Raw genomic sequence first — 12,575 nt, forward strand, 5'->3', positions numbered from 1 at the left:
AAGTGGAGGAATGGGGGAGGGGTGAGCACAGCGGTGCAGGCCGGTCGGCAGGCTCAGGGCGAACGGGGTGGTGGCACTGCGTGGGCCAGCCACGGCAGGCTGTAGAGCCGCTCGTTGCCCGCGAACGACTGGCGGATCTGCGTGCGCACGGCGGGCGAGTCCTGGTAGATCTGCACGAAGCGCTGGATGCGCGGGTCTTGCGCGTTGTCTTTGCGCGCCACGAAGCGGATGGCGTAGGCCAGGTCGTCGATGCCCGAATACAGCAGCGCGCTGCCGGCCACCTGCGGCTTGCCGGCGTTGACGTAGTGCGCGGGGTAGCCCTGGGCCAGGTCCAGGTCGTCGATGGCGCGCACCAGCTGCGGGCCTTCGATCTCGGAAAAGCGCAGCTTCCTGGGGTTGGCCACGATGTCGTTCACGCTGCCGCGCGCGCCCACACCGGGCTTGAGCTGGATCAGCCCCGCCTTTTCCAGCAGCAGCAGGCCGCGCCCCTGGTTGACCGGGTCGTTGGCCACGCCCACCCGGGCGCCTTCCTTCAGGTCGGCGAAGCGCTGCACCTTGAGCGAATAGAGGCCGATGTTGGGCAGCAGGCCGACAGCCACGCTGGTAAAGGCGTAGCCGCGCTCGCGGATGGCGTTGTCCAGGAAGGCCTGGTGCTGGAAGTAGTTCAGGTCGATGTCGCCGGCCGCGAGCGCGGTGTTGGGGGCGGTCCAGTCGGTGAATTCGATGACTTTCACGTCCAGACCCTGCCGGCGGGCCTCCTGCGCCGCGACCTGCACGGAGTCGGCCAGCGAGCCGGGCGTGACGCCGATGCGCAGCGGCGCGGCGGGCGCCTGCGCCAGGGCCGCCGTCGCCAGCCAGCCCACGGCGGTTGCGAGGAAGGAGCGGCGGGCCGCAACGAGAGATGGCTTCATGGCTGGGCCTCCAGCGCGGGCTGGACGGGGGCCGCCACGGCGTGGGCCGGGGCTGCGGCGCGGCGCCGGAACGCCTCGGCCGCATGCCGCGCCGGCAGCCGGTCGCCCTCGCCGAAGAGCCGGCTGCGCAGCGTGCCGTCCGCATACGCGGTCTTGTAGACGCCGCGGCTCTGCAGCTCGGGCACCACCAGGTCGATGAAGTCCTCGTAGCTCTCGGGCACCACGGTGCGGCTCAGGTTGAAGCCGTCCACGCCGGTCTCGGCCACCCAGGACTGCAGTTCGTCGGCCACCTGCTGCGCGTCGCCCACGATGGCCGGGTAGCGGCCGCCGAGCGCGAACAGCTCCAGCAGCTTGCGCCGCGTCCAGCCCTGCTGCTGCGCGGTGCGGCTGGCCGATTCGATGGCGTTGCCAGGCGAGTAGTCGACCGGCGCGTCCAGGTCGTACTGCGCGAAGTCGATGCCGGTGCTGGCGGCGAAGTGGGCCAGGCCCGCCTCGCGGCTCGCGTGGCGCAGGTAGTCGGCGTGCTTTTCGCGCGCCTGGGTCTCGGTGCGGCCCGTCACCACCGCCGCGCCCACGAAGACCTTCACGTCGCCGGGCCGGCGGCCGGCGCGCACCAGCTGCTCGCGCAGGGCCTGCACGGTCTGGCGCGCGGCCGCCTTGTTCGGCGGCGAGATGAACACGCATTCGGCATGGCGCGCCGCGAACCGCTGGCCCCGGCCCGAGCTGCCGGCCTGGAACAGCACCGGCGTGCGCTGCGGCGAGGGTTCGCTGAGGTGGTGGCCCTCCACGTCGAAGTAGCGGCCGTGGTGCACCACCTTGTGCACGCGGGCCGGGTCGGCGAACACGCGCGCGGCCTTGTCGCGGCGCACGGCGCCGTCCTCCCAGCTGCCTTCCCACAGCTGGTAGAGCACGTCCAGGTACTCGTCGGCGCGCTCGTAGCGCTCGTCGTGCGGCAGCTGCGCGGGCTGGCCCATGGCGCGGGCGGCGCTGTCCAGGTAACCGGTGACGATGTTCCAGCCGATGCGGCCGTTCGTCAGGTGGTCCAGCGTGGAAAAGCGCCGCGCCAGCAGGTAGGGTGCTTCGTAAGACAGGTTCACCGTCACGCCGAAGCCCAGGTGCCGGGTGGCGGCGGCCATGGCCGGCACCAGCAGCAGCGGGTCGTTCACCGGCAGCTGGATGGACTCGCGCAGCGGCACCTCGACATTGCCGCGATAGACGTCGTAGGTGCCCACGATGTCGGCCAGGAACAGGCCGTCGAACAGGCCCCGCTCCAGCGTGCGCGCCAGGTCGGTCCAGTAGGCGAGCGTGCGGTAGTCCGTGCTGCGGTCGCGCGGGTGCGTCCACAGGCCGTGGTTGATGTGGCCCACGCAGTTCATGTTGAACGCGTTGAGCAGGATGTGGGGGCGCTGCTGTGTCATGGCGGTGCCCTCCTTCAGCGCGGCAGCCAGGCCAGGCGGTAGAGCCCGGCGTCGTTCAGGTAGAAGCGCTGGATCGCCTGGCGCACCGAGGGTGAGGTCTTGTAGACGGCCAGGAACTGCGCGATGCGCGGGTCGGCCGCGCGGTCCTTGCGGGCGACGAACTGGATGGCCCAGGAATCGTCTTCGTAGCGGGTGTAGGCCAGGCCTTTGCTGGCATCGAACGCCTTGGCCGGGATGATGAAGTAGGGGTAGCCCAGCGCCAGGTCCACGTCCTGCGTGGCGCGCACCAGCTGCGGGCCTTCCACCTCGATGAAGCGCAGCCGCCTGGGGTTGGCCACGATGTCGGCCTGCGTGCCCAGCAGGCCCGTGTCCGGCCGCAGCGTGATCAGCCCGGCGTGCTGCAGCAGGCGCAGGGCGCGGCCGATGTTCACCGGGTCGCTGGCGATGGCCACGCGGGCGCCGTCGGGCAGGTCCGCCAGCGTCTTGTGGCGGGTGGAATACAGGCCCAGGTACGACAGGATGCCCGGCTGCACGCTCACGAAGTCGAAGCCCTTGCTGCGCACGGCGTTGGCCAGGTAGTTGCTGTTCTGGTAGTAGTTCAGGTCGATGTCGCCCGCGTCCAGCGCCACGTTGGGCGTGGTCCAGTCGGTGAACTCGACCACCTGCACATCGAGGCCCTGGGCCTTGGCCTCCTTGGCGGCCAGCTCGACCGAGTCGGCGAAGATGCCCGGCACCACGCCGATCTTGAGCGGCGCGGCCAGGGCGCTGCCGGCGAGCACGGCGGCGCCAGCGAGGGTAACGAGTGTGCGGAACAGGCTAAGTGGCTTCATGGTCTATGCGATGTCGTTGCGATGGCTGGGGAGGAGCGGGCTTCAGAGCGCCCCGTGGCGCGGCGGAATGCGGCCGTTGAGGTGGTAGTTGCCGATGGCGTGGTACTTCCAGCGCACCGGGTCGTGCAGCGTGTGCGTGCGGGCGTTGCGCCAGAAGCGGTCCAGCCCCTGCCGGCCGGTGGTGGCCGAGGTGCCGCCCAGCTCGAAGAGCCGCGTGCCCGCATCCAGCGACGCGGTGGTGGTGAGCGCACGCGCCTCGGCCACGGCGACGGATGCCTGCGCCACGCTCTGCTCGGTGGGGTCGGCCTGCGCCGCAGCCACGAAGCGGGCGGCGCGGCGCACCAGGGCCTCGGCGGCGCGCACGCGCACTGCGGTGTCGCCCAGCTGCTGGATGAGCAGCGGGTCGTCTGCGGCACGGTCCACCCCGGCGTCGATCCAGGGCCGGGCGTGGTCGCGCACGAAGGGCAGCGTGGCGGCCAGCGCGCCCCGCGCCAGGCCCAGGTCGATGGCCGCGTGCAGCAGCTGCGCCAGCGGGCCGATGGTGGTGGGCCGCTGGAATGACGCCAGGAAGGGCACGACCCACTCGGCCTCGACGCGCACGTCGTCGAACTCCACCGAGCCACTGCCCGTCACCCGCTGGCCGAAGCCGTCCCAGTCGTCGGTGATGCGCACGCCCGGCGCGGTGCGGGGCACGAAGGCCAGCCAGGTCACCTCGCGCCCGTCGGCCTCCTGGGCGACCACCAGTGTGGGAATCCAGTGCGCATACAGCGCGCCGGTGCAATAGAACTTGCGGCCGATGACACGGAAGCCGTCCCCATCGGGCACCAGCCGCGTGCGGCGCTGGAAGTCCTTGTGGCCGATCTCGGCCAGCGCGTTGCCGAAGCGCTCGCCCGCCAGCACGCGGCCATAGAAGAAGCGCTTTTGCGCATCGCTGCCGCCCACGCGCAGCACCTCCAGCGCATAGAAATGGTTCTGCGGAATCTGCCCCAGCGAGCCGTCGGCCGCGCTCACGCGGGCGATCACCTCGGCCAGCGTGCCGGCCGAAACGCCCGGGCCGCCGTACTCGGGCGGCACGGTGATGGACCAGAGCCCGCTGGCGACGAATTCGTCCAGCTCGGCCCAGGGCAGCAGGCGTTCGCGGTCGCGCCGGGCCGCGCCGGGCGCCACGCGGTCGGCAAAGCGCTGCGCGGCGGCCAGCGCCTGGGCGTCGCTGGCGATGCGCTGCGGCGTGCCGGCCGGGGCAGGGGCGGGCGAGGCTTGCGGCGGCGGCACCGGGGCCGGGGTGAACAGGGCGCTGGCGGGCGGTTCGGGGAGCAGCAGGGACATGGCTGTCGGTTCTCTCATCGGTGTGGAATTCGGTATCGGCCGGGGTGTGCGTGAAGTCAGTTCCACGAATGCCGGCGGGGCAGCGCGCCGTTCAGCAGGTGGTTGCCGATGAGGTGCAGCTTCCAGCGCACCGGGTCGTGCAGCGTGTGCACGCGGGCGTTGCGCCAGTGGCGGTCCAGGTGGTGGGCGGCGCGGGTGGCGGATGAGCCCGCCAGCTCGAACAGCTTTTCGCTGGCCTCCAGCGCGATGCGGGTGGTGAGCACCTTGGCCTCGGCCACGGCCACCGACGCCCGTGCGCTGTCTTCGGCGGTGAAGCCGCCAGCGGCCGCGGCGCGCGCCGCCAGGGCGTCGAACAGCGCCCCCGTTTCCCGCAGCACCTCGCGTGCGGCGTGCAGGTCGATCTGAAGGCGGCCGACATCGGCGATCAGGTACGGGTCGTCGTGCGCGTGCTGCACGCCCGAATCCACCCAGGGCCGGGCGCGCTCGCGCACGAAGCGCTGCGCATCGGCTACCGCCGCCTCGGCAATGCCCTGGTCGATGGCGGCCTGCATCAGCTGCGAAGTCGGCCCGTAGAGCCCCGGCCGGTCGGCCAGCTGCCACAGGGGCAGCACGTCGGCCGCATCGACCGGCACCTCGTCGAACACGACGGTGCCGCTGGCGGTGGTGCGCTGGCCGAAGGCGTCCCAGTCGTCCACCACGGCCAGGCCCGGCGCCTCGCGCGGCACCCACACCTGCACGCTGCGGCCGGCGTCGTCGGTGGCGCGCACGGGAATGCGGTGGGCAAAGAGCGCGCCCGTGGAATAGAAGCGCTTGCCCGTCAGCACCAGCTGCCCCTGCGGCGTGGTGCGCAGCCGCGTGGCGCCCTGCAGCACGGTGGCGGCCCCATCGGCCTTGCGCTCCGGCCCCGCATTGCCCAGCCGCCGGCCGGCCAGCACCTCGGCATAGAAGCGCGACTTCTGCTCGGGCGTGCCCAGTTCGTGCAGCACGCCCAGCACGCCGAAATGGTTCTGCGGAATCTGCCCCAGCGAGGAATCCGCCGCATTGAGGATCACGAACACCTCGGCCAGCGTGGCGTAGGCCACCTGTGCCCCGCCATGGCTGCGCGGCACGGTGATGCCGCCCAGGCCGCTGGCCGACCAGCGCGTCAGCTCGTCCCAGGGCAGGCGCCGCTCGCGGTCGCGCTCGGCGGCACCGGGCGCGAATTCAGCCGCCAGCCGGTGCGCGGCGTCGATGGCGTCGGCGTCGGTGGCGATGCGCGCCACGTGGGTGGGGGTGTCGGGCAGGCGTTGCTGCAGGAGTGCGGGTCTTGCGGTCATGCATGGATTGGAGACCGGGACGCGGCGGCGTGGTGCGAAGGAATTGGTAGATCGATATGCGGGATTCGTCGTGGAGCGCCGTGGATGCCTACGGCATCGCAGATGCGCCCTTTGGGGACAACTTCAGCCTGAACTGAAGAGCCAGTGCCACTGCCGCTGACGGCAAGGCTGGTGCTTGGACTGGCCCAGAATGGCGCCACGATGTTTGTCCCCAACCTTCACGTCCGTCTTGCGCGGCCCACTGACGCGGGGCGCCTGGGTTCCCTCTACTCCCAGCTGTTGGACAGTTCCCATCACCAAGTCCTGCCGGAACGGATTCTGGATTTGCAGGGCGGTGCGAATGGAGCGTTGCTGGTGGCAGACGCAAACGGAGTGGTTTGCGGAACGGTCTTGGTATCGCTCTGCGCAGATGTGATGTACGGCATGCAGCCATTCGCTGTGCTGGAAAACCTGGTGGTCGACCTCGCGTTCCGCAAGGCTGGGGTCGGCGCTGCACTCCTGACAGAAGCAGAAGCGTTCTGTCGCCAGAGGCAGTGCTCGAAAATCATGATCCTCAGCTCCAGGGAACGAGCCGGTGCCCACCGATTATTCGAGTCGCGCGGTTTCGACGGTTCGGCCAAGGCGGGATTCGTGAAGTACCGCCGCCACTTCGAGGGCTGAGCCGCGCCAAGGGCAGCGAGCATTGCTGCAAACGCATTCGTGAGGGGTTGCTGGTTACGCCAGGCGGGCAGCTCGCGTGGGCCCTTGCTCAGGTCCCGGTGTGTGCGGCTTCTTGGCACGCACTGCGGTCTTGTGACGCCAGTACTTGATCCATCACCGCTTTGAATATCGACCCGTTTGACAAGACAGCGTCCGGGTGCCCGCGCGGCTTCCTCGTGCGGGTACTCATGGTGGCGGGCTCTGACAGCGATCTGCTCCGCCGCACTGCCGTGATCGAACGGGATGAATGACCTGATGCCTCAGATCACGGCGCCGGGTGGAGCGGCAAAGGCGGAGCCACTCATGGAGGGCTGGGATGCCAACTCGGCACCCGAGATCGGCCCGGCTTCAGGCCGCAAGGGCCAAACGCGGCGCAGCCACCGCCCCGGCCGCCGCAGCCGGCGCCACCCCCACCAGCGGCGCCGCACGCTCCGCCGCCAACGCGATGCGCGCCTTCAACCTCGCGCTGCCGACGGCGTAGCCCGTGAAGTCCTGCTCCGACGCGTACACGCCGATGGGCAGCGTGCGCGCCTGGAAGAAGCTGAACAGCGGGCGCAGCTGGTGGTCGATCACCAGCGCGTGGCGGTCGCTGCCGCCGGTGGCGGCCAGCAGCACGGGCACGTCGATCAGGGCGTCCTGGTGCACGAAGTCGAACAAATGCTTGAAGAGGCCGGTGTAGGCGCCGCGATAGACGGGGCTGGCCACGATGAGCAGGTCGGCCGATTCGATGGCGGCGAGTTCCGCGTCCACGCTGGCGGGCAGCTGGCTGCGGTAGAGCGCGCCGCCGATCTGCGGCGCCAGCGGGCCCAGTTCGATGGTGTGCGCCTCGATGGGCAGCACGTCGCCGATCGCGGCGATCAGCTCCTCGACCAGCACCAGGGTGCGGGAGGGGCGCTGCACGTTGCCGGAGACGGCGACGACTTTGAAGGGGCGGGTCATGGGTCGGGTTCCTTGCTTCCTGGTTCCAGGGCCCGGCGCGACCGTCGCGGCGGGCTGATGGAGGGATTTAAGACCCGTCGGCGCTTTCGCGGTGCGAAGGTTTCCGCGCATGGATATGCGGTTTGCGCGCATGCGGGCTCACAGAGACCGGGCAAGGCTGGCTGGGCCCACGAGACGGCGCAGCGCCGATGGCCGGCCACCCGCCCCTGGGATAGTGACCAGTTCGCTATCAATTCAATAGCTGGAGGCGCTTGTGGATCAAGCGCTGGAGCCGGATTGGGCTTGAATCCCCGTCGAAATCAGCCGCCGAACACTGCCCGCCACAGCGCCAGCACCGCCTCGCGCTCGGCCTGCAGTGTGGCCGGGTCCACGCGGGTGGGCTGCTCGTTCAGGCGGGCGCGGTGCTGCACCTGGCGCAGGGTGCGGTAGGCGGTGGCGGCGGCGGTGCCCACGCCCTCGGGCAGAAAGCCCGCGTCCTCGGCGCGCCGCAGCAGGGTGATGTTGCCGCGGTTCTCGCGCAGGCTGGGGTGGTCGGCCGACTGCGACAGCACCAGGTACTGGATGGCGAACTCGACGTCCACCATGCCGCCCACGCTGTGCTTCACGTCGAACTGGCCGGCCGGCACCGGGTGCGCGGCGCGCACGCGTTCGCGCATGGTGACGATCTCCTCGCGCAGCGAGGCGGGGTCGCGCGGCGCGGTGATGACGGCTTCGCGCACGGCGTCGAAGCGCCCCTGCAGATGGCGGCCGGTGCCGACCAGGGCCGCGCCGTCGCCCAGGGGCAGCGGCGGCAGCGTGCCGGGCGGCGCGAGGTCCTCGGTGCCCAGCAGGAAGCGGGCGCGCGTCATGGCCTGGTGTTCCCAGGTCCAGGCGGTGTTGCTGCCACGCCGCTCCTGGTAGTTGGCGTAGGCGGTGAAGCTGGTCACCAGCAGGCCGGAATTGCCGTTGGGCCGCAGGGCGGTGTCGATCTCGAACAGGTCGCCCTCGGCGGTCTTCACCGTCAGCCAGTTGATGAGCTTGCGCACGAAGGCCGAATAGACCTCGGGGGCGCGGTCGTCGTCGTCGTCGAACACGAAGACGATGTCCAGATCGCTGCCGTAGCCCAGCTCTTTGCCGCCCAGCTTGCCGTAGCCGATGATGGCGAATTGCGGCACTTCGCGGTGGCGGTTCTTCAGGCGGCTCCAGCACCAGCGGGCGGTCACGCGCAGCACGCTGTCGGCCAGGGCCGAGAGGTCGTCGGCCACCTGCTCGACGGTGATGCGGCGCTCCACGTCGCGCGCCAGGGTGCGGAAGGTCTCGGCATGGTGGGCGCGGCGCAGCAGGTTCAGCAGCGTCTCGTCGTCGTCCTCGCCCGTGGTCTGCAGCGAGGCGATGCGCAGCGCCAGCTCGTGCTCGAAGTCTTCGGGCACGAAGCGTTCGGACAGCAGGGCCTCGCCCGCCAGCTCGTCGATCACGCCGGGGTGCTGCAGCATGTAGCGGGCCGGCCACTGCGCGGCGCCCAGTAGGTGCAAGAGATGTTCGTGCACCGTGGGGCGCTCCAGCAGCAGCGCCAGGTACACGTCGCGCCGCAGCAGCGATTCGAGCCAGCCGACGAGGCGCACCACCGCGTCTTCGTTGACCTGGCCGTCGGCCAGCCAGCGGGCGGTGCGCTGCACCAGCCGCAGCAGGCGGTCGCGCGACTCGTCGCTCAGGCCCTGCACGCGCGGGTGCGTGCGCCACTCGGCCACGCGGGCGCGCACGTTGGGCGGCAACTGGCCGAGCACGGTCTCCAGCTCGGGCGGGGCGGGCGTGCCGGCACGCGGGCCGCCGCAGCCGCCCTTGCTGCACTGCTTCTTGCCGGCGCCGCCCAGCAGGGTGTCGAACTCCTGCGCCACCAGTTCGCGGTGCGCGTCCAGCTGGTGCAGGAAGGCGCAGCTGCTTAAGGCCAGGGTCTGGGCGATCCAGGCCAGGTCGTCGTCGCGGGTGGGCAGCACGTGGGTCTGCTGATCGTCCAGGTACTGGATGCGGTGCTCCACCTGCCGCAGGAAGGTGTAGGCCGCGGCCAGCGCATCGGCCGTTGCCGTAGGCATGAGGCCGGCGCGGGCGATGCGCTGCAGCGCCTCCAGCGTGGGGCGGCAGCGCAGCTCGGGGAACTGCCCGCCGCGCACCACCTGCAGCAGTTGCACGATGAATTCGATCTCTCGGATGCCGCCGCGGGAGAGCTTCACGTCGTTGGCGCGCTCGGGGTGGCCGGCGCTGCGCTTGGCGGCATGGTCGCGGATCTGGCGGTGCAGCGAGCGCAGCGCGTCGAACACGCTGTAGTCCAGATAGCGGCGGAAGACGAACGGCAGCACCACGCCGCGCAGCGCCTGCACGGGCTCGCCGATGACGGATTCGCGCGGCGCCACCACGCGGCTCTTGAGCCAGGCGAAGCGCTCCCACTCGCGGCCCTGCACCTGCAGGTATTCCTCCAACGCGGCCAGCGACACGGCGGCGGGGCCGGAGTTGCCATTGGGCCGCAGCGCCAGGTCGACGCGAAAGACGAAGCCGTGCTCGGTGGTGTCGCCCACCAGGCTGTAGATGGCCTTGACCGCCTGGCCGAAGTATTCGTGGTGCGAGATGCGCCCGCGCCCCTCGGCGTTGCCGGCGGTCTCGCCGTCGTGCTCGTACACGTAGATCAGGTCGATGTCGCTGGAGACGTTCAGCTCGCGCGCGCCCAGCTTGCCCATGCCGATGATCCACAGCTCCACCGGGCCGCCGCCGGGGCCCTGCGGCGCGCCGTGGCGCGCATCCAGCTCGGCGCGAGCCTGCACGCAGGCGCGGTCCAGCGCCAGCTCGGCCAGCCAGGTCATGGCGCGGGTCACGTCCTCCAGCGGCGCCTGCTGCTCGCAGTCGAGCCGGATCAGCCGCTCCAGCACCAGCTGGCGCAGGATGCGCAGCGCGGCGCCGGTGTCATAGCCACGGGCCGCCAGCGCGTCCAGCGCCTCGGCCATGGTGTCGCGGGTGGGAAGGCCCGCCGGCAGCAGGGGGAATTCGTCCGCATAGCGGCGGTGCAGCCGCTGCAGGAAGCGCGAATGGTCGGCGATGCCCGGGCCGGCGGGTGGCGGAGACGGCTGCATGGAGGAGGGTGTCAGAGAGCGGAGCGAAGGGGCGTCGGGGCCGTGCGGGAAGGCGTGCCGTCGTACACAACGACACGCTCCGGCCGCGAACCCGGGGGGAGGGCGCGGGTCATAATTCCTGGCACCGACAACACCCGCCATGAACGCCGAGACGCCACCACGCCCCACACGTCTTCTGACATGCGTCGCGGTGTTCGCTCGGTGGTCGCTGGGGCTGCTGCTGGCCTTCGGTGTCGCGCTGGCAGCCGCGTGGGGCGTGCTTCATGGCTGGATTGTGCCGCGAATCGGCGAATACCGTCCGCAGCTGGAAAGCCATGCCGGACGGGCCCTGGGGGTTCCCGTGCGGATCGGCTCGCTCAGCGCGCGCTCCAACGGATTGCTGCCCGCCATCGAGCTGGGCGACGTCGCCCTGCTGGACGCCGAGGGCCGCCCGGCGCTGCGCCTGCCGCGCGTGGTCGCCACCGTGTCGCCGCGTTCCCTGCTCAAGCGCGGCTTCGAGCAGCTGTATATAGAAGGCGCCGAGCTGGACGTGCGCCGCGAAGCGGACGGCCGCATCTTCGTCGCCGGCCTGGCGTTGGGCGGCAGTGACGGCGATACCGCTGCCGCAGCCAGCAGCGAGGGCGCGGACTGGCTCTTCTCGCAGCCCGAGCTGGCCATTCGCGGCGGCACGGTTCGCTGGAGCGACGCGCTGCGCCCCGCCCCGCCGCTGGCGCTGAGCGACGTCGACCTGGTGCTGCGCAACGGCCGCTGGCGCCACGCGCTGCGGCTGGACGCCACGCCGCCGCCCGAGTGGGGCGATCGCTTCAGCCTGCGCGGGCAGTTCCGCGCCCCGCTGCTGGCCACGCACAGCGGCGCCTGGCAGCAGTGGAGCGGCCAGCTCTTTGCCGAGTTCACGCGGGTGGACGTGTCGCGCCTGAACCAGTACGTGGACGTGGGCGCGCGCGTGACCGGCGGCCACGGCGCCGTGCGGGCCTGGGCCGACGTGCAGCGCGGCCAGCTGTCGGGCGGCACGGCCGACGTGGCGCTGGCGGGCGTCAGCACCACGCTGGGCGCGCAGTTGCAGCCGCTGGCGCTGCGCACCGTGGCCGGCCGTATCGGCGGGCGGCGCTTCGAAGACGGGTTCGAGGTGTCCACGCAGGGCCTGCAGTTCCTCACCGCCGACGGCCTGCGCTGGCCCGGCGGCAACCTGACGCTGCGCCACACCCACGGCGATACGGCCGGGCAGGACCATGGCGAGCTGCAGGCCGACCGGCTGGACCTGGCCGCGCTGGCCGACATCGCCAGCCGCCTGCCCCTGGACGACGCGGCGCACCGGGCGCTTTCCACCTACGCGCCCGAAGGCATGGTCGAGGCCGTGCAGGCCAGCTGGCGCGGCCCGCTGGCGGCGCCGCAGCAATACCAGGCGCGCGGCAAGGTCTCGGGCCTGGCGCTGGCGGCGCCCGCCGGCGCGGCCGAGGTGGCCGCCGCGCGCGTGCCGGGCGTGCGCGGCGCCACGGTCGAATTCGATCTGAACCAGGCCGGCGGCAACGCCACGCTGGCGGTGGCCGATGGCGCCCTGCTGCTGCCCGGCGTGTTTGAAGACCCGCTGGTGCCCGTGCAGCAGCTGGGCGCGGCCGTGCGCTGGCAGCGCGACGGGCAGCGCCTGGCGGTGCAGGCCAGCGACGTGCGCTTCGCCAATGCCGACGCGGCGGGCGAGGCGCGGGCCCATTGGCACACCGACGACCTGGGCCATGCGCCCGGCGTGCTCGACCTGTCGGGCACGCTGCAACGCGCCGACGGCACGCGGGTGCATCGCTATCTGCCCCAGGTCATTCCGCAGGCCACGCGCCACTACGTGCGCGACGCCGTCACGGCGGGCACCGCCAGCCAGGTGCAGTTCCGCGTCAAGGGCGACCTGCACCACATGCCGTTCGAGCAGCCGGGCCAGGGCGAATTCCGCATCGCGGCGAAGGTGCGCGGCGTGACCTATGCCTACGTGCCACCGTCGCTGCAGCACACCCCGCAGCTGCCGTGGCCGGCCCTTACCGGGCTGGAGGGC

Annotated in this window: 9 protein-coding genes; 2 read left to right on the forward strand and 7 right to left on the reverse strand. The window is 71.5% G+C overall.

Translation table 11 applies throughout. The annotated features are described in order from the left end of the window. Positions 1-53 precede the first annotated feature (53 nt). From ABWV53_RS06870 to ABWV53_RS06890, 5 genes are read right to left on the reverse strand one after another with little or no spacing between them, the layout of a single operon-like run. Positions 54-911 carry a MetQ/NlpA family ABC transporter substrate-binding protein gene (locus ABWV53_RS06870; RefSeq protein WP_353364284.1) on the reverse strand — a complete coding sequence of 286 codons (858 nt, stop codon included), beginning with the start codon at positions 909-911 and terminating at the stop codon, positions 54-56. Further along, positions 908-2,329, reverse strand: coding sequence for an LLM class flavin-dependent oxidoreductase (locus ABWV53_RS06875; protein ID WP_353364286.1), 1,422 nt, complete (start codon positions 2,327-2,329; stop codon positions 908-910). Before ABWV53_RS06875 ends, ABWV53_RS06870 begins: the two co-directional genes overlap by 4 nt. 14 nt (positions 2,330-2,343) lie before the next feature. After that, the gene (locus ABWV53_RS06880) at positions 2,344-3,159 is read right to left on the reverse strand and encodes a MetQ/NlpA family ABC transporter substrate-binding protein (RefSeq protein ID WP_353364288.1); all 816 of its coding nucleotides are present in this window, start codon (positions 3,157-3,159) and stop codon (positions 2,344-2,346) included. A 42-nt stretch (positions 3,160-3,201) separates the two neighbouring features. Then, positions 3,202-4,485 carry an SfnB family sulfur acquisition oxidoreductase gene (locus ABWV53_RS06885; protein ID WP_353364290.1) on the reverse strand — a complete coding sequence of 428 codons (1,284 nt, stop codon included), beginning with the start codon at positions 4,483-4,485 and terminating at the stop codon, positions 3,202-3,204. A 56-nt stretch (positions 4,486-4,541) separates the two neighbouring features. After that, the gene (locus tag ABWV53_RS06890) at positions 4,542-5,801 is read right to left on the reverse strand and encodes an SfnB family sulfur acquisition oxidoreductase (RefSeq protein WP_353364292.1); all 1,260 of its coding nucleotides are present in this window, start codon (positions 5,799-5,801) and stop codon (positions 4,542-4,544) included. 279 nt (positions 5,802-6,080) lie between these two features. Between ABWV53_RS06890 and ABWV53_RS06895 the strand changes: the two genes are divergently transcribed. Next, positions 6,081-6,461, forward strand: a complete 381-nt coding sequence (locus ABWV53_RS06895) for a GNAT family N-acetyltransferase (RefSeq protein WP_353364294.1) — start codon at positions 6,081-6,083, stop codon at positions 6,459-6,461. A gap of 387 nt (positions 6,462-6,848) precedes the next feature. Here ABWV53_RS06895 and msuE read toward each other — a convergent pair whose 3' ends face one another. Next, on the reverse strand, positions 6,849-7,439 hold the full coding sequence (gene msuE, locus ABWV53_RS06900; RefSeq protein ID WP_353364296.1) for an FMN reductase: 591 nt from the start codon (positions 7,437-7,439) through the stop codon (positions 6,849-6,851). Between the two features lie 299 nt (positions 7,440-7,738). Continuing rightward, positions 7,739-10,537 carry a bifunctional [glutamate--ammonia ligase]-adenylyl-L-tyrosine phosphorylase/[glutamate--ammonia-ligase] adenylyltransferase gene (glnE, locus tag ABWV53_RS06905; RefSeq protein WP_353363609.1) on the reverse strand — a complete coding sequence of 933 codons (2,799 nt, stop codon included), beginning with the start codon at positions 10,535-10,537 and terminating at the stop codon, positions 7,739-7,741. 139 nt (positions 10,538-10,676) lie between these two features. Here glnE and ABWV53_RS06910 point away from each other — a divergent pair. Beyond that, positions 10,677-12,575: YhdP family phospholipid transporter (locus ABWV53_RS06910; RefSeq protein WP_353364298.1), on the forward strand; the 1,899-nt coding region annotated here is incomplete at its 3' end.

The organism is Acidovorax sp. FG27, assembly GCF_040365715.1.
Lineage (GTDB): Bacteria > Pseudomonadota > Gammaproteobacteria > Burkholderiales > Burkholderiaceae_C > Paracidovorax.